Source organism: Streptomyces sp. NPDC015125 (genome assembly GCF_043080045.1).
Classification (GTDB): domain Bacteria; phylum Actinomycetota; class Actinomycetes; order Streptomycetales; family Streptomycetaceae; genus Streptomyces.
The window spans coordinates 225198-241853 of sequence record NZ_JBIBVF010000009.1 but is presented as its reverse complement, the minus strand read 5'-3'; the positions used below and the strand labels follow the sequence as shown (position 1 = coordinate 241853).

Below are 16656 nucleotides of genomic sequence, written 5' to 3'. Positions count from 1 at the left end.
GCGGACTTCTACCAGCCGGTCACCCCGAGCAGCGGACAATCCGGTGGTCCGCCCACCACCGCCGCCGCCGAGTGCCGCCTACTGCTCAGGAGCACGGCGGCGGGCGAGGGCACCGGGGTCGATGTCGATCGGGAAGGGCCGTTCGACGGCGGTCGTCTCCGTGGCCTGGACGAGGCGGTCGAGGTAGCCGCCGTTCTCCAGCTCGCCGAGGTAGAGGCGCGGTGCGGGCTCCAGCTCCAAGCGCCAGTAGTGGGCGATCCCCGCCGCGGCGTAGAGAGCCGGCTTCATTTTGCGGTCGGTGACCCGGGTGGACGGCGAGGCGATTTCCACGACGAGGAGCACGTCGTGCGCGGGCACGGTGGGGTCAGCGTCGGCTGCGGCATCAGCGTCGCAGACGGCGATGTCGGGGATCAGCAGACCGTCGGGCACGACGAGGTTGATGGCCTCCAGGATCTCCACGGGGGCGCCCGCGGCATCGGCGGCCGCTTCCAGGAGGGCAGCCAAGCGGCGGGAGGCCTCAGGTCTTGCATCTGTCCTTGGTGCAGGTGCCCCTGCACTCTGCCGGTCCGACGGCTTTGTCCAGCCGCTTTCGAGGGCCGGCCGGGGAGTCGGTGGCGCAGCGGAAGAACAGGGTTGCCGCCCTACGGTGAGGATGGGTGGAGTGAGGACGGATGGCGTTCAGCACGACCCACATCATGCGCGGCGGCCACGGCCGGAAGCAGGCGTTTCGGCGTGCTCGGCCGGACCCCACGGCCGGTGGCCGGTGACGTATCACTCGATCGTGTGTCCGGCCCCCACCTGGGCCGTTGGTCACCGCCGTAGGCCTTCGCACTGAACGAAAGGTGAGCGAAGAGTGGCTGGCACCGCAGCTCACACCGGATCAGGAAGCCTCGCGGCGCACGGCCGCGCTCAGTGCGAACCCGCCCCGCCCCCGCCCTCAGTGCGAGCCGGCCCCCGCGCTCCGTACCGCCCCCACACTCGCGACCACGACCAGCCCGATCGCCACCACCTCGGCCCAGCCCAGCGCCTGGTGCAGGACGAGGAACCCGGCGGTGGCCGCGGCGGCCGGCTCCAGGCTCATCATCACCGCGAAGCCGGAGGCCGGGAGCTTGCGCAGGGCGAGCAGTTCCAGGGTGTAGGGCAGGACGGACGACATCAGGGCGACCGCGGCGCCCAGCCCCACCGTGACCGGGTTCAGCAGGGCGGCGCCCGCGCTGGCAATGCCGAACGGCAGGCTGAGCAGCGCCGCGACGGTCATCGCCAGCGCCAGCCCGTCCGCCTGCGGGAAGCGCTGTCCCGTACGGGCGGACAGCAGGATGTAGGCGGCCCACAGGCCACCGGCCGCCAGCGCGAACGCCGCCCCGGTGAGGTTCAGTCCGTCGAAACCCTCGCGCCCCAGCAGCACCACACCGCCGAGAGCCAGCGCCGCCCACACCAGGCTCAGCAGCCTGCGCGAGGTCGCCACCGACAGGATCAGCGGCCCGAGGAACTCCAAGGTGACCGCGGCCCCCAGCGGGATGCGGTCGATCGCCTGGTAGAAGAGCGAGTTCATCCCGGCCAGTGCGACGCCGAAGGCGAGCACCGTGGCCCAGTCACCCCGCGAGTGGCCGCGCAGCTTGGGACGGCAGACGACCAGCAGCACCAGCGAGGCGACGACCAGCCGCAGGGTGACCACGCCCAGCGCACCGGCCCGCGGGAACAGCAGCACCGCCACCGACGAGCCGAACTGCAGCGAGACGATCCCGCCGATGACCAGCGCCACCGACACGAGCCGCCCGCGCGCACCCGACGCCCCGGCGGTCCCGGCGGCCCCGGCCTGGGCCTCCGCCGTCAGCACCTCGGGCGAGGGCGGCACGGGGTGCGGAATCCCCCCGTCGTCACCGCCGGACACGGTGTGGACGGGAGCGGCAGGGATACGGCCATCGGAGCTCTCGGACGATGCATTCACGCCACCACGCTACGGGGCCTTCTTCCGGTCCGTGAAATGCCTTTTCCCCTGTTGTTATGCTCCCCACGCATGAGCATCGAGCTGCGTCATTTCCGCTGCTTTCTCGCCATCGCCGACACCCTGAGCATCACCCGTGCCGCCGAGCGCCTGCACCTGACCCAGCCGGCCGTCTCCCGCACCCTGCGCCAGCTGGAACAGGAACTGGGCCTCCGCCTCGTCGACCGCTCCACCCACCACCTCGCGCTCACCCCCGACGGCCTCTCCTTCCGCGACCAGGCCGCGATCGCGGTGACCGCCTTCGACCGGGCCCTCGGCCACGCACCCCACACCGCCTGGCCGCTGCGCCTGGGCCACGCCTGGTCGGCCGCCGGTACGGACACCACCGCACTGCTGCGCCGCTGGCACGAGGAGCACCCGGCAACCCCGCTCGAACTCCTCCGCATCGACGACCGCACGGCCGGTCTCGCCCGCGGCGATGTGGACGCGGCCCTGCTGCGCGGCGAGGTCCGCGCCCCCGGCCTGATCACCGACCAGCTCACCACCGAGCCCCGGGTCGCCGGCCTCCCCGCCGACGACCCGCTGGCCCACCGCACCGCCCTCTCCCTCACCGAGCTGACGGACCGCACCATCGCCCTCAACACCGTCTCCGGCACCACCACCCTCGACCTGTGGCCCGCACCGGCCCGCCCCGCCTCCACGATCACCATCGGCAACACCGACGACTGGCTGGCCGCCATCACCGGCGGCCGCGCCGTGGGCGTCACCACCTCCGCCACCGCCGACATGCACCCCCACCCGTCCATGGCCTACGTCCCCCTGACCGACGCCCCGCCCGTCCCGGTGGTCATCGCCTGGCGCGACGGCCCGGGGCACCCGCGGATCCCGGACCTGGTCAGACTGGCCCACGAGGTCATCGGGAGGGCGGCGGGCGGCGACGCGTGGCGCGCAGGCACCGGCACCGGCTGAGGAGGCGCCGACCGCTGCGGCCCGAATCCCGGCTCCCCATGGGATGCAGCCACCGCCTTCGCTCCATAAGCTCGTAGGAGGAACGCTCACCGGCGGGCGGAGAGACCCACCCGGCGCCACACCGGATACCGGGCCGGTTACTCAACGACGCATCACTCTCCATGCCGAGGCATCGCTCCGCTCCGGATGCCCGAGCATGCTCCTGATGCCCTGACGCGGAGCCCTTCATGACCACACCGCGGGACCTGTTGTTCGTCGCCATGGACCTGGAATCCAGTCGCACTCTGGAGCGCGGCAATCTGTCGCTCGCGCTCGCGGGAGCCGAGCTGATCGACCTCCTGGAGGCGCAAGCCGTCAGCCTGGACGGCGACCGCATCGTGCCGGGCTACCGGCCGTCCGTGGCCGACCGCCTCATGGACGAGGCCGCGTCGTCACTCGACCAGCAACCGCCGTACGAGTCCGTCGACGACTGGCTGTGGCGCAGAGGCCGCGGCCTGTCCACGGCCTACCTGACCGCTTTTGAGGCGGAAGGACAGCTCACTCGGCAGCCCCGCAGCCGTTGGATCCCCTTCCGGTCCGGCGGCCAGATGACGCTGGCCGACACGCCCGCACGCCGCGGGGCGGCCAGCCGCTGGACCGCGGGCGAGCCCGTCCTCGACGGCCTTGCGGCGACCCTCAAAATCCGCGGCGACCGGACGGAGGAACCCGCGAACGTGGACGACGCCGCGGTCGAGACCGTGCTCGCCGCCGTCACCGACGCGGTGAACGAGCTGGAATTCGAGCGCCAGCGGCGAGCCATCGACGAGGAGGCCTTCAGCAACATCTGGCGCGGCCCGGGTGGATGACGACGACCGCACGAACGCCGTGCCCGGTCAGCCGGACCAGCGCCCCCTGCGCGCCCGCCCGACCACTGCCCCTCCCGCTCCGTCTTGCTTCCCGGACTACCGCGCCCCGCAGGTTCCCGGACTACCGCCCCGGGCATGCGTAATCCGGCCGTACCCGATGCGGACTGCACGCGATCAGGTTGAGCGAGAGAAAACGACCGCCGGTCACCCACCACCCGCCGACCCGGTCCTCACCGGATGACAGCGCCCGTACGGACGCCTCGTGCGACAAGTCCTCCGGGTACGAGCCGACGAAAAGACCGGCGTACTGGGCGAGTTGCCCCGCGTACCAGTCGGCCCCCTCCTTCGGTTCGTCGAACGTCGCCTCGATCCGCGAGGCCGGCTTCAGCAGCCAGTCCGCGCACTCCAGCGGCATCACCTGGGCGGAGCGGAACTCCGAGTGGTCCGGGCGCCGGTGAGCGTCGCCCGGCTTCACGAGCACATCGCCACTGCCGAGCCAGACGTAGGCGTGGTGGTGGGGTCCAGGCATCTCTCTCCCTACTGCGAACGCCTTGCTTGCACGGTCTTGCCTGCACTGATCCGAACGGGCGGCCCACGCCCGGGTAGCGGGACGAGGGCCGCCCGGCCCACGGGCTACTTGCGGCCGCATCCTTGGCCGTCGCCACAGCCTCCGTTGGGGTTGCCGCCCTGGTTGTCGTCCTCATCGCCGCCGTACTTGACCGGATCGAGGTGGTATCGCATGGTGCTCTCCTCGGGTGCAAAGTCGCCGCGCGGTCGGTCCGCGCGCCGTCGTGCACTTGCGAAGGCCCTTCATGGGCCCGCCCGCTCCGGCCGTGTCCTGCCAGGGAATGGCGGCCGGGGCGGGAGTTTTCGTAGAGCCGCCGCGGGTCTGACGGAACGCGTCCTACCGACGGGCCGCTTCAGCTACGACCCACCCGGTTCCGTGACGGGTTCAACCCCGTAAGCGCGGTGCGGTTTGCGGATCCTCTGCCCCTTCACGGCTTCGGCCGGTGCCGCGCGCGATGGCGTGCGATGAGGACATCGAAGTCGATCACCCTGCTGAGATCCCGGGCCACCGCGGCCTGCTTCCGGCCGCGCGCGAGGTCATCGCACTCGGGGCACCTGTGCGTCGTGGACGTGCTCGTGGGACTGCTCATTCGGTCACCTCGACGGGTTCCGACACTGCTGCGCGTGTGGATGCGGTCATGAGCAGGACGTTAGAAAGCGGGAGAAGTCACCACCACGCAATGTTCTCGGATGTTCTCGAAGAATGGCTGATTGTTCTCGCCTGTTCTCACACGACCGAGTGCAAGCTGTGGTGTGAGGGTCCGAGACGCAGTGATGCTGGAGGCTCACAGCCCCGGCACGAGGGAGACAGCCATGGCACGGCGACTGCGTTTCAACGGCACCAACAGTGGGAGCGGCGGCTGCCCTGCCCTGCACGAGGACTTGGACACGGGCGAGTGGATCGTGCAAGGTAAGCCGCTCTCCCACCCCGAAGACCTCGGACAACTCCGGCACTTGCACGACGGCGAGACCGCAGTGGTCGTGCCGCCGGAGTTACTCGTCAATTTCGGCCCCAAGGAGATCGCGCGCGTGCCCGAGATCATTGACCTGGACGAGTTCGCCCAACTCTTCAAGACGTTCGAACACTCGGCATGGCGTTTGGAGACCCGCCAGGGCTACGCCTCCGACCGCGAGGACGAGACTTACCGCGAGTTCGTCGAGACGGGCACCGTGGCATGGGATCCCGATGACGAATGGTGCAGAAACATGCGTGCACAGACGACGGCCGGTAAACGCGTCGGCCGAGTGCGCATCGTCGACAATCCTCCAACTACCGGTCAGCTGTACCTACTCGACAATGCGAGGCGCAACGCAGCCACAGGAGAGGACATGCGCAACCTGTGGCGCACCGACGCCGAGCGGCTTCAACTACCCACCGAAGACTTCTGGATCTTCGACTCGAGGTTCATCGCACTACTGCACTTCGACGAGGCCGACATCCTCCTTCACGTCGAAGTGATCACGAATCCCGCGGAAGTGATGCGGTACGCCCAGGTACGTGATGCCGCGATCCATCACTCCTCCCCCTACGAAGAGTTCGCGGCGCTGGTAGCCACAACCGAGGAGTGAGTCGTACCCGGTGAGCACGGACTACCAACAAGCGCGAGCCGCGCTCGGAGTGCGCCTGCGCGAACTCCGCATCTCGCGCCCCGGAGGCCGGCTCACCGGACCCCAGCTGGCACAATGTCTCGGCTGGGCACACTCAAAGATCTACAAGCTGGAAAACGGGAAGCAGACCGCCAGCCCGGAAGACCTTCGAGCATGGGTAGACGCCACTGAACAGCCCGAGGCATTCGCCGAGCTGTACGCACGTCTACAAGGTTTCGAATCACAGATCCGGTCGTGGCGACGCCAACTTGCCTCGGGCCATCGCCCAGTGCAAGAAAACTGGAACACCGAAATTGCGCGGACCAAGGTCATACTCGGCTGGCAAGAATCCATCATCGAAGGAATGCTTCAGACGGCCGAATACGCACGGCACATTTTCACCCGCTACGCGCAACTCCAGAATTCTCCGCGCGACACGGACGAAGCTGTACGAGCTAGAATGCGGCGCCAAGAACTGCTGTACCAGCCCGGCAGGAAGTTCCGCATCATTATGTGGGAGGCGGCGCTGCACGCTCGGATCTGCCCTCCCTCAGCACTCGCCGCCCAGCTTGACCGTCTTGCAGGTGTGATCGGCCTGGACACGGTAGAGCTAGGGATTGTGCCCTTCAGTGCATCGCTCAAGATTCCTACGGCCAACGGCTTCTACGTGCTGGACAACCGGCTGGCAGTTACCGAGGACTGGCACGCAGAATTGTGGCTGGAGGACGCAGACAGCATCGCCCTGTACCTGAATGTGTGGAACACGCTCCGGAAGTCTGCTGTCTACGGCACCGACGCACAGAACGTGATCAACAGAGCCCGCCGATCGCTCTGCTCTCCATGACGCCCCCTACTGGACGCAGAAGGAAGCACACAATGCGGAAGTCGCCGAACTCCGAGTCGACGTACACCGAGTGGCGCCACAAGGTACGCGACGGACTGAAGCCACTCCAGAACACTTTGGTCCAGCTATTCCAAGAGACCCAGCTGTTCCGTATCTACTCCTCCACCCTCATGCCCGGCTTGTTGCAGACCGAGGGTTATGCGGCCGCAGTGCTGCGCACAGTCGCCGCCTTTCAGGAGCTCTCCTTCGATGACAGTGCGGAGGCCGCGCGGGCCCGAGTCGAACGCTCCCGCGTCATCCATGACCCGGAACGCCAATTTTCTCTGCTCATCGAAGAAGCGGTACTGCACCACCAGCTCGGAGACAGGGAGGTGATGGCTGCCCAGTTGGCCTACCTGCTGACGGCCGACGCCCTGCCGTCCGTGTCGCTCGGGATCATCCCGATGGCGACGCGCGAGCGGGTGCAGTGGCCGCGCGAAACGTTGCACATGTACGACGACAACCTCGTGTCGATCGAGCTGGTGTCCGCAAAGGTGAACATCACCCAGCCCTCCGAAGTCGCCCTGTACCTGAAGGCGTTCGAGCAGCTGAACAGCATGGCCGTGCACGGCGCGGAGGCGCGGACCCTCATCCTGAAGGCACTTGAGACATTGCGCTGAGGCCACGAACGACGGCAAGTGCCCCGGCCAAGAGCTTGGTCCGGGCACTTGCCGTCGTTCGCGTGCCCTCCTGCCCGCCAGCTGGCTGGCCGAACGGTCTCAGAGAACTGCCGAGTCGTCCGTCTTGAGCGCTTCCATGAACGAGGACCAAGCACCCGCACCGAGGACGATATATGGGCCGGCGGGGTACTTGCTGTCGCGTATGGCCGTCACCTGCGGGACGTTGCGCGCCACTTCCACGCACTCGCCCTGCGAACCGCTGTAGCTGGACTTGTAAAACCTGAATGTGGTCACCGGTTCTCCTTCAGCAAGCTGGTGAGCCGTACGCGGGTGTCTTCGGGAGACAGTGCGATTCTCCGTACGCTATCGAACAGCCCGGCGGCACGGTGAGAGCCACCGGCACCGCTCGGCCTCTGACGCCCCCGAGGCCCGTGACCTACCGGGCGGAGGCCACGGCCCGTTATCCGGATGGCTCCTCGATCGACCTCGGCGGTTGGACGTCGCACTCGCCGGGCCGGGCGCTGGGCTGGATCCGGATGCGGGCGGGGCATGTGGCACAGCAGTTAGGTGCCCCGTACGACGGTGTGGTGCATGCGTGGCTGGAGGATGCGGCCGGATACCGGTGGGCGCGGGACGGCCTGGTGGCCGGAATCCCTTTCATGTTCAGGGCAGTTGACACGGACGGGTGCACCTACGCATTCGTGGCGCGACCGGACGACCACGCCCGTACCTCGACTTCCCTTCGGCCCCCGTGCGCCCAGGCCCGTACCGAAGCCTCCCCTCAGGTCCCGCGTGTCCGGGAAGCAGCATGTACGCGCGGGGCAGCATCGGTTCTGCTCACACCCGGCTTCTGGTGCGAGCGGTTCGTGTACCGGTCCGTCCGCGCGAATCGCCAGGCTTCCTGGACGGCGCTCGCCACACACAGCCCCGTACGTGCGGTCCGGCTGATGGGCGCGGACGCGCGGAAGATGGCTGCCGGTCTCCCCGGGGACGAGCGGCAGTGCGTATTGGGCGAGTTGGGCAGCCCGAGGCAGGTGGGGGCCGTGGCCGCACTCCAGCGAGGTGAGCCGTGCGGGCTTGCGCTCCACTGCGCCGGGGTGTGGTGGGAGTGGTCGGCCAGCCCGGTCCTCTTTCTGCCCCTCGCCGACGGCGCGCCGGGGACGCCTGGTCCGTGCCGAGGCGGCGGCGGGGTTCGGGGCGGCCCTGACGGCGGCGGACGGCTTCCCGTAGGCGGGGCCGCGACGCCCTGGCTGGATCAGGGGCCCGGGTCAGGGTCAGGGCCGCACGTCAGGGCCGTTCGCGCGGGCAGCGATTCCGTCGAGGAGGGAGTCGAGGCCGAAGTCGAAGATTTCCTGGAAGGTGTGGTCCCGGGCCTCCAGGACGCGGCGGGCGAACCGGGGGTGGCGGCCGGCGGCGATGACCTCGTGGACGTAGGTGCCGACGCTCTTCCGCCACTGTTCGTCGGTCTGGCCGGTGCGGCGCTGCGCCTCCTGTTCGGCGAGTTCGCGGGAGACCGCGCCGAAGACGTACTGCATGACGACGTCGACGGTGTTCGAGGCCAGTGAGATGTCGTCGGTCAGGGCGGAGGCGGCGCCCAGGGCGGTGTCGATCTGGCGCAGCATGTTGGGGCCGAGCACCGGGCGGGTGGACATCACCCCGCTCAGCCAGGGGTGCCGCAGCAGAACGGCGCGGTGGCGGCAGGCGGCGGCCCGCAGGTCGGCGCGCCAGTCACCGGAGAGCGGCGGCGGCACGTCCTCGCCCTGGGCCGCGTCGATCATCAGCTCCAGCAGCTCGTCCCGGCTCGCCACATGGCGGTAGAGCGAGGTGGTGCCGGAGCCGAGTGCGGTGGCGACCCGCCGCATGGACAGCGCGTCCAAGCCCTCGGCGTCCGCGAGTGCAAGCGAGACCTCGACGATCCGCCCGATCGTCATCGCCGGCCGCCTGGGGGTCCGCGGCTCCCGGCTCCAGACCAGCTCAGGGCCGTTTTTCTCGTCTGCCACGGTGCTCATCCTAACCTTGTGGCTACAGTGTTCCCATCATCGGGCACATTGTTCCCACTCGGGGAGGGGATGAAGAATGACGGAAGTACGGGCAGACGACGTGACGACGGATGCGCGGGCCGAAGTGCTCATCAGTGGTGGGGGTTCGGTCGGGCTGAGTGCGGCTGTGTTCCTGGCGCATCACGGCGTCCGGGTCCATCTGGTCGAGCGGGAGGACGGTCCCCGGGTCCACCCGCGTGCCACCGGGCTGGGCGGACGAACCGTGGAGCTGCTGCGCGAGGTCCAATTAGCCGATGCGGTGAACGCGGTGGCGGTCGACGCATCGGCCGGCAGCCTGGGCAAGATCAGCGCGGAGACCCTGGCCGCGGCCGGTCTGCCGGCCAGGCCGCTCGGACCGGCCCGGAACCTGGCCACCGCGGACGTGCCCTGGACCCCCGGATCGCTGCGCGGCACCTGCCCGCAGAACCGCCTCGATGCCGTCCTGCTCCCGGCCGCCCGGGAGCGCGGCGCGGTCGTGGAATTCGGTGTCGCCCTGGAATCCTTCACCCAGGACGGCACAGGGGTCAGCGCACGGCTCTCCGACGGCCGGACGGTCACCGCCGACTATCTCATCGCCGCGGACGGCGCCCGCAGTGCGGTTCGGCAAGCCCTCGGTATCGCCACCTCCGGCCCCGGCGATCTGGGCGAGCCGAACGCCAACATACTCTTCCGCGCCGACCTCGAACCGCTGCTGGGCGGACGGCCGTTCGCCCTCTGCGACATCACCCACCCCGAGGCCACCGGCATGCTCGTCACCATCGACGGGGCCAAGGAGTGGGTCTTCCACACCTCCCGCTCCCAGGAGCCCACCCCGGAGCTGATCCGGACCGCCCTGGGCGCCCCCGGTCTCGACGTCGAGATCGTCAGTACCCTGCACTGGCGGATGCGCGGCCTGCTCGCCGACCGTTTCCGCGACGGCCGGGCGTTCCTGGTCGGCGACGCCGCGCACGTGGTACCGCCGCTGGGCGCCTTCGGGCTGAACACCGGGGTCGCCGACGCACACAATCTGGCGTGGAAACTTGCCCTGGTGCTCCGCGGCACGGCCGGCACCGCGCTGCTCGACAGCTATGACGCCGAACGCCGTCCGGTGGCCCGGCTCGCCCTGGACCAGGCGGTGCTGCGGCTGTCGGACCCCGGGCTGCACTGGGGGCACGGGCCGGCGGCGGCCCGTGCGAGGGCCGCCGCCGGAGTGCTCAACGCACCTCTCGTGCACGCGGGTTACCGCTACTCCTCGGCCGCGGTCATCGATCCCGAGCCGGAACTGCCCTCCACCGAGGACATCGCCCTGGCCCTGGACGGCTCCCCCGGCTCGCGGGTGCCGCACCACTGGATCGGCGAAGGGCTCTCGACCCTCGATCTGATCCGCTCCCGGTTCACCCTGCTGACCGGCCCCGGGGACACGGCCTGGGACGAGGCCGCCGGGCGCCTCGGACTGCCCGTGCACACCGTCGCCATGCCGGAGATCCCGGCAGGTGGTGCCCTCCTGGTGCGCCCCGACGGCTTCATCGGCTGGCGGGCCGGGGAGAGCGCGTCCGAACGGCTCGGGCCCGTCCTGGAGCGGCTGTTGGGCAGGGGTGCCTGACAGGGGCAGGCGCGAGGGGGCGGCCCTTTGCCCGTTCGTACCCGGACCCCCGGCTTCCCGGTTTCCCGGTTTCCCGGCTTCCCGGTTTCCCGGCTCCCCGGTTTCCCGGCTCCCCGGTTTCCCGACTTCCCGGCTTCCCGGCTTCCCGGCTCCCCTCCCCTTCCGAGCTCATCCGGCGCCATCAGGGGTCCCACTACGGGGCGGCCCCGGGAGGCCCCTGAGGACGGCCGGGGGCGGCTCTCGTCCGTGTGAACGAGGAAGCGGCGGTGGGCGGGAGCGACCATGGAACCGGCCGTCCGCGCGGCACGAGCCGGCACCGCTACGCCTGCTACGCCTGTTTCACCCGCTTCGCCTGCTACGCCCGTTGCGGCTCGCGCGGCCACCCGGCTCCACCGGCACGTTCCCGCGGGCCCCACCGGCACTTTCCCGTGGGCCCACCGGCACTTTCCCGTGGGCATGACCACGCCGTATCCGGTCGCCATGCGCGTCATGCCGTGCCGGACTCGGGCCGTTCACGTCGGCCGGGCGCAGCCGTACACCCGGATCAGAAAGGGATCAGCATGAACACCCCGATGCCGCACGCCGTCGAGCCGACCGGCGGGGACTCGCGCCCTCCGCACCTCCGGCGGGCGCTGCGCGGCACCAAGCTGCTCGTCGGCGGCTACGCCTTGGTCAGCGGGCTCACGCTCCTCGCCGTCATCCTGCTGCGTCACCATCCCGGCCTGGTGACCGATGCCGTGTGGGTGCGCGCGTCCATCGTCGTCGCGACCTCCCTGCTCATGGTCTCGTTCGCGGTGCGGACGGGCCGTGGCCACAGCCGGTCCTATCTGCGGCTGCGGCTGGCGTCCGGCGTCATGCTGGTGGCCATCGCGGTGATCGTCGCGCTGCCCGGCGCCTTTCCGGTGTGGCTGAAGGCCGAACAGGGCGTGTGCGGAGTGCTCTTGCTCGGTGTCGTCGTGATCGTGAACGGCAGGCGGATGCGGTCGGCGTTCGCCGCCCGGTAGCGCGAGCCCACGCCGTTCCTCGGGTTGCATTGCCCTCACGGCATCGCCGTCACGGCATCGCCTTCACCGCATCGCCTTCACCGCATCGCCGTCACGACACCGCCGTCACGACACCGCCCTCACGACACCGCCCTCACGGCATCGGCTTCACCGCATCGCCTTCACCGCATCGCCTTCACCACGTCGCCGGCGCGCCCCGCAGCACCGTCACGGCGGCCCCGCGAATGGCGGCCACCGTGGGCAGGGTGCGGTTTCTCGCCACCCAGGCCAGGGCCGCGGTGCAGGGCGGCAGGTCCGGCACCGCGACGAAACTGATGCCGGGCCGGGGGAAGAAGCGACGGGCGGCGGCGGGGAGGAAGGCCATGGCCTGGCCTCGGGAGACGGCGAGCAGCAGCGCCTCCATGTCGGGAACCACCGGCCCGTACCGCACGGGCGAGCCGTCCGGGCGCGGGTCGACCACCCAGAACCGCCACCACACCCGGGGACACTGCGGCGGGACGTCCACAACGGTGCGCCCGGACAGTTCGGCCAGCGTCACCTCGCCCCGGCCGGCCAGGGGGTCGTCGGACGGGAGGCACGCCACCCGGGGCTCGGTGGCCAGGGTCAGCGTCTCGATACCGGGCGGCACCGGCGGGCGCAGGAACAGCACATCGACCTCGCCGCGCTCCAGCGCGTCGAAGTGGGACTCCAGATCGAGGCCACGGACGCTGGTGCGCAGCCGCGGATGGCGTGCGTGCAGCTCGTCGAGGACGGCCCGGGCGTACGGCATCGCGGCCTCGGCACCGATGGAACCGATCACCAGCCGGCCCTCGATCTGCCGGGCGTGGGAGTCGGCGGCCCGGCAGAGCCCGGCCATCGCCTCCACCACGGCGCGCGCCTCCGGTAACAGCGCCGCTCCCGCCGGGGTGATCTCGACATGACGCCGGGATCGCTGCAGCAGTACGACGTCCAACCGCTCTTCAAGCGCTCGCAGTTGGCGGCTCAGCGCGGGCTGTGTCACGAACAGCCGGGCCGCTGCCCGGCCGAAGTGCAGCTCCTCAGCCAGCATCAGGAACGACTCCAGCTGCTGGACACTCGGGGCCTGCCGTGGCGCCGTCCACGGAGCGTCGGCGTGCCCGGGTGCCCCCGGCTCGTCCGTGCCCCGCTCGTCCGTGCCCCGCTCGTCCGTGCCCCGCTCGTCCGTGCCCCGCTCGTCCGTGCCCCGCTCGTCCGTGCCCCGCCCCTCCGTGCCCCGCCCGTCCTCCGTCATGCAAGGACGTTATCAATCGGCCGTGAACCCTCATCAGGGCCGGGGTTCCGCCGGACACCCGTAGTGCCGCAAGATCGAGGGGTTGCGGAATCGGGGACGGGCGAGGAGCCCGCCCCGTCGGCGGTGCACGGGTAACGGCCGCCACCGCAGCGGCCGTTGACGGAACTGACCGCCCGTTGCGGCGGTCCCCTCACCGAAAGAGACGGACGGAGCGGCTCAACAGGGGAGAGTCGCTCCGCTCCGTCCGCCTCGGCCGCGGAGCGCCCCCCTGCCCGTCACCTCAAGTGCCCTCCTCCCCCAATTCCTCCCCCCATTCCTTCCCCGATCCCTTCCCCGATCCCTTCCCTGGCTTCTCCCCCGATTCCTCCCGCGACTCCTTCCCCAACGCCTCGGCCAGCACCTCCGCCAGATGCCGGCCCGGGCGGTCGCCCAGCTGATCGAGCTGGGTCCGGCAGGAGAACCCGTCCGCGAGGACCTCCGTCCCCTCGGGGGCTTCCCTGACCGCGGGCAGGAGCTGGTCCTCCGCGCAGGCCACGGACACCTCGTAATGGCCGCTCTCGAAGCCGAAGTTGCCGGCCAGTCCGCAGCAACCGCCCGTCAACTGGCCGGTGAGGCCGACGCGTTCCCGCAGGCGGCGGTCGGCGGCGTCGCCCAGGACCGCGTGCTGATGGCAGTGGGTCTGGCCGGCGACGGGGCGGTCGATGCGCGGGGGCTGCCAGTCGGGGGCCAGCTCCTCCAGGGCCTGCGCGAAGGTCCGTACGGAGCGGGCCAGTCGGGCGGCCCGGGGGTCGTCGGGCAGCAGTTCCGGGAGGTCCGTGCGGAGGGCGGCGGCGCAGCTGGGTTCGAGGACGACCAGGGGGCGGCCGTCACGGAGGAGGGGGCTCAGGATCTCGACCGTGCGGCGCATCTCTGTACGGGCCTGGTCGAGCTGGCCCGTGGAGACATAGGTCAGGCCGCAGCACAGGGGGCGGTGGCGGCGCGGCAGCGGAAGTGCTCCGGCCGGACGCAGGGGCGCGGTCGGTGGCAGGAGGGGACGCAGTCCGGCGGCCTCCAGGACGCGTACGGCGGAGCGGCCGACCTCCGGGGAGAGGTGGTTGGTGAAGGTGTCGGGCCAGAGGATGACCGTGCGGCCGGAAGGTGCCGCGGGGTCGGCCTCGGAAGGTGCCGCGGGGGCCGCCTCGGAAGGTGCCCCGGGGGCCGCCGTCTTGCGGCGGCGCCACCACCAGCGGGTGAAGGTCTCGGTGGCCAGTCGGGGGATCGGGCGCTCGGGCGCGATCCCGCCGAGGCGTTTGCCGACGGCGGCCAGCGGTGTACGGGCGAGGACGTTGAGGGCGGGTGCGGCGGGGGCCGCGGCGCGCAGCCACTGGGGGAGGCGGCCCATGGAGTAGTGCGCGGCGGGACGCAGCCGGCCCTCGTAGTGGTGGTGCAGGAACTCCGCCTTGTAGGTGGCCATGTCGACCCCTACGGGGCAGTCGCTGCGGCAGCCCTTGCAGGACAGGCACAGGTCGAGCGCGTCACGTACCTCCGGCGACCGCCAGCCGTCCGTGATCACCTCACCGGCCAGCATCTCGTGCAGCAGCCGGGCCCGGCCCCGGGTGGAGTGCTGCTCCTCCCCGGTCGCCCGGAAGGACGGGCACATCACGTCCGTCGAGCCCGGACCGGTGGCGGCATTACGGCACTTGGCGACGCCGACGCAGCGCCGTACGGCCGCGGAGAAGTCCCCGCCGTCGTGCGGGTAGCCGAACTCGACCGGGACCGGGCGCTTGGGCAGCGGCTCGAAGCGGAGGTTCTCGTCGAGGCGTGCGGGGCGTACGAGCATGCCCGGGTTGAGCCCCGCGGCCGGGTCCCACAGCGACTTGAAGCGTTCGAAGAGGCCGACGAGCTCCGGGCCGTACATCTTCGGGAGCAGTTCGGCGCGGGCCTGTCCGTCGCCGTGTTCGCCGGAGAGCGAGCCGCCGTGCGCCACCACCAGTTCGCCCAGGTCGTAGGAGAACTCCCGGAAGCGGCGGATGCCGGGCGCGGTCAGCAGATCGAAGTCGATGCGGATGTGGATGCAGCCGTCGCCGAAGTGGCCGTAGGGCGTACCGCGCAGACCGTGCTGGGTCAGCAGGGCGCGGAAGTCCCGCAGATACGGGCCGAGCCGGGCCGGGGGGACGGCACAGTCCTCCCAACCGGGCCAGGCTTCACTGCCGTCGGACAGCCGGGTCGCGGTGCCGGAGGCGTCCTCGCGGATCCGCCACAGGGCGCGCTGGCCGGCCGGGTCGGTGACGAGGGTGTGGTCGGTGGCGCCGTCCGCGGCCGCCGCCCGGCAGAGCGCCTCGGCCCGTGCCGTCGCCTCGCCGGGACTCGCGCCGCCCATCTCGACGAACAGCCAGGCGCCGCCCTTGGGCAGCCCGGCCGCGCTGCCCACGAGGTCGGCGGCCATCCCCTCGACGGTCATCGGCTGGTGCGGAAGGAGGGTGTGGGCGGCCTCGGCGGCGGCGCTCTCGTCGGGGTAGCCGAGGACGGCCAGGGCCCGCGCGGCCGGTGTCTCCACCAGGCGTACGGTCGCCTCGGTCAGCACGCCGAGGGTGCCCTCGCTGCCGGTGAGGGCACGGGCGAGGTCGGTGCCCGCTTCCGGCAGCAGCGCGTCCAGGGCGTAGCCGGAGATCCGGCGGGGGAGGTCGGGGTAGCCGGTGCGCAGCAGCGCCAACTCCGCGTCCACCAGGTCCTTGATGCCGTCCCGCAGCCGTGGCGGGAGGCCGGTGGGGGCGCCGGTGGGGCCCGTGCCGCGACCGGCCCGGACCTGTTCGCCGCCGTAGGTCAGCAGCTCCAGTTCGCGGACGCTGTCGGCGGTGGTGCCCCAGGCCACCGAGTGCGAGCCGCAGGAGTTGTTGCCGATCATGCCGCCGAGGGTGCAGCGGCTGTGGGTGGAGGGGTCGGGGCCGAAGGTCAGTCCGTGCGCTCCGGCCGCCGTCCGCAGGTCGTCGAGGATGACGCCGGGCTGGACGACGGCGGTACGGGCGGCGGGGTCCAGCGACACGATGCGCCGCATGTGCCGGGTGAAGTCCAGCACCACACCGACGCCGGTCGCCTGCCCGGCGATACTGGTCCCGCCACCGCGCGGCACCACCGGCACCCCGTGCTCCCGGCACACCCGCAGCGCCGCCGCGACATCCTCGGCGTCCCGGGGCGCGACCACCGCCCTGGGCACCCGCCGGTAATTGGACGCATCCATCGTCATCAGCGCCCGGTCGGCCGCGGCGAACGAGACCTCCCCCCGCACCGCGGCCGCCAACTCCTTCTCCAGGTTCCGCTTCTCCGTCTCCGTACGATCAGCCATGTCTCCAGCCTGCCCACTGGGGCGGGTTCATGGGGCATCGGCAG

General features: G+C 71.0%; 14 protein-coding genes. 7 read left to right on the top strand and 7 right to left on the bottom strand.

The features are described 5' to 3' along the window. Positions 1–78: 78 nt before the first annotated feature. Together ACF088_RS21530 and ACF088_RS21525 are read right to left on the bottom strand one after the other, a co-directional pair. Positions 79–654, bottom strand: a complete 576-nt coding sequence (locus ACF088_RS21530) for a Uma2 family endonuclease (protein ID WP_392377392.1) — start codon at positions 652–654, stop codon at positions 79–81. A 283-nt stretch (positions 655–937) separates the two neighbouring features. Then, positions 938–1837, bottom strand: coding sequence for a DMT family transporter (locus tag ACF088_RS21525; protein ID WP_392377391.1), 900 nt, complete (start codon positions 1835–1837; stop codon positions 938–940). Between the two features lie 180 nt (positions 1838–2017). Here ACF088_RS21525 and ACF088_RS21520 point away from each other — a divergent pair, with 180 nt between their 5' ends. Both ACF088_RS21520 and ACF088_RS21515 read left to right on the top strand, forming a co-directional pair. Next, a complete protein-coding gene (locus ACF088_RS21520; protein WP_392377367.1) occupies positions 2018–2914 on the top strand; it encodes a LysR family transcriptional regulator in 897 nt (298 codons plus the stop codon). A 227-nt stretch (positions 2915–3141) separates the two neighbouring features. Continuing rightward, positions 3142–3759 (top strand): GPP34 family phosphoprotein, encoded by a 618-nt coding sequence (locus ACF088_RS21515; RefSeq protein WP_392377366.1) that lies wholly within the window; start codon positions 3142–3144, stop codon positions 3757–3759. A 121-nt stretch (positions 3760–3880) separates the two neighbouring features. On the opposite strand, the gene ACF088_RS21510 is transcribed toward ACF088_RS21515, so the two are convergent. Continuing rightward, complete coding sequence (locus ACF088_RS21510) at positions 3881–4288, bottom strand: hypothetical protein (RefSeq protein WP_392377365.1); 408 nt, start codon at positions 4286–4288, stop codon at positions 3881–3883. A gap of 851 nt (positions 4289–5139) precedes the next feature. Here ACF088_RS21510 and ACF088_RS21505 point away from each other — a divergent pair. The 3 genes from ACF088_RS21505 to ACF088_RS21495 are packed head-to-tail and all read left to right on the top strand — an operon-like array spanning position 5140 to position 7416. Next, a complete protein-coding gene (locus ACF088_RS21505; protein ID WP_392377364.1) occupies positions 5140–5895 on the top strand; it encodes a DUF6879 family protein in 756 nt (251 codons plus the stop codon). Positions 5896–5905: 10 nt separating this feature from the next. Then, positions 5906–6757: a helix-turn-helix domain-containing protein gene (locus ACF088_RS21500; RefSeq protein WP_392377363.1), complete on the top strand. Its 852-nt coding sequence runs from the start codon at positions 5906–5908 to the stop codon at positions 6755–6757. A 32-nt stretch (positions 6758–6789) separates the two neighbouring features. Continuing rightward, the gene (locus ACF088_RS21495; protein ID WP_392377362.1) at positions 6790–7416 is read left to right on the top strand and encodes a DUF5753 domain-containing protein; all 627 of its coding nucleotides are present in this window, start codon (positions 6790–6792) and stop codon (positions 7414–7416) included. A gap of 99 nt (positions 7417–7515) precedes the next feature. Here the strand turns inward: ACF088_RS21495 and ACF088_RS21490 are convergent, their stop codons facing one another. Both ACF088_RS21490 and ACF088_RS21485 read right to left on the bottom strand, forming a co-directional pair. Further along, complete coding sequence (locus tag ACF088_RS21490) at positions 7516–7710, bottom strand: DUF397 domain-containing protein (RefSeq protein WP_392377361.1); 195 nt, start codon at positions 7708–7710, stop codon at positions 7516–7518. Positions 7711–8690: 980 nt separating this feature from the next. Further along, positions 8691–9416, bottom strand: coding sequence for a TetR/AcrR family transcriptional regulator (locus ACF088_RS21485; RefSeq protein ID WP_392377360.1), 726 nt, complete (start codon positions 9414–9416; stop codon positions 8691–8693). Positions 9417–9492: 76 nt separating this feature from the next. Between ACF088_RS21485 and ACF088_RS21480 the strand changes: the two genes are divergently transcribed. Beyond that, the gene (locus tag ACF088_RS21480; protein WP_392377359.1) at positions 9493–11037 is read left to right on the top strand and encodes an FAD-dependent monooxygenase; all 1545 of its coding nucleotides are present in this window, start codon (positions 9493–9495) and stop codon (positions 11035–11037) included. A gap of 560 nt (positions 11038–11597) precedes the next feature. Next, positions 11598–12041: a hypothetical protein gene (locus ACF088_RS21475; protein ID WP_392377358.1), complete on the top strand. Its 444-nt coding sequence runs from the start codon at positions 11598–11600 to the stop codon at positions 12039–12041. A 175-nt stretch (positions 12042–12216) separates the two neighbouring features. On the opposite strand, the gene ACF088_RS21470 is transcribed toward ACF088_RS21475, so the two are convergent. Continuing rightward, the gene (locus ACF088_RS21470) at positions 12217–13290 is read right to left on the bottom strand and encodes a LysR family transcriptional regulator (protein ID WP_392377357.1); all 1074 of its coding nucleotides are present in this window, start codon (positions 13288–13290) and stop codon (positions 12217–12219) included. A gap of 280 nt (positions 13291–13570) precedes the next feature. After that, complete coding sequence (locus ACF088_RS21465) at positions 13571–16612, bottom strand: FAD-binding and (Fe-S)-binding domain-containing protein (protein WP_392377356.1); 3042 nt, start codon at positions 16610–16612, stop codon at positions 13571–13573. Positions 16613–16656: the final 44 nt, after the last annotated feature.

Bases quoted from the DNA above. Each gene is read 5' to 3' on its own strand.
- ACF088_RS21520 (WP_392377367.1), top strand. From the start codon at position 2,018: ATGAGCATCGAGCTGCGTCATTTCCGCTGCTTTCTCGCCATCGCCGAC.
- ACF088_RS21510 (WP_392377365.1), bottom strand. From the start codon at position 4,288: ATGCCTGGACCCCACCACCACGCCTACGTCTGGCTCGGCAGTGGCGAT.
- ACF088_RS21475 (WP_392377358.1), top strand. From the start codon at position 11,598: ATGAACACCCCGATGCCGCACGCCGTCGAGCCGACCGGCGGGGACTCG.
- ACF088_RS21495 (WP_392377362.1), top strand. From the start codon at position 6,790: ATGCGGAAGTCGCCGAACTCCGAGTCGACGTACACCGAGTGGCGCCAC.
- ACF088_RS21505 (WP_392377364.1), top strand. From the start codon at position 5,140: ATGGCACGGCGACTGCGTTTCAACGGCACCAACAGTGGGAGCGGCGGC.
- ACF088_RS21515 (WP_392377366.1), top strand. From the start codon at position 3,142: ATGACCACACCGCGGGACCTGTTGTTCGTCGCCATGGACCTGGAATCC.
- ACF088_RS21465 (WP_392377356.1), bottom strand. From the start codon at position 16,612: ATGGCTGATCGTACGGAGACGGAGAAGCGGAACCTGGAGAAGGAGTTG.
- ACF088_RS21480 (WP_392377359.1), top strand. From the start codon at position 9,493: ATGACGGAAGTACGGGCAGACGACGTGACGACGGATGCGCGGGCCGAA.
- ACF088_RS21470 (WP_392377357.1), bottom strand. From the start codon at position 13,290: ATGACGGAGGACGGGCGGGGCACGGAGGGGCGGGGCACGGACGAGCGG.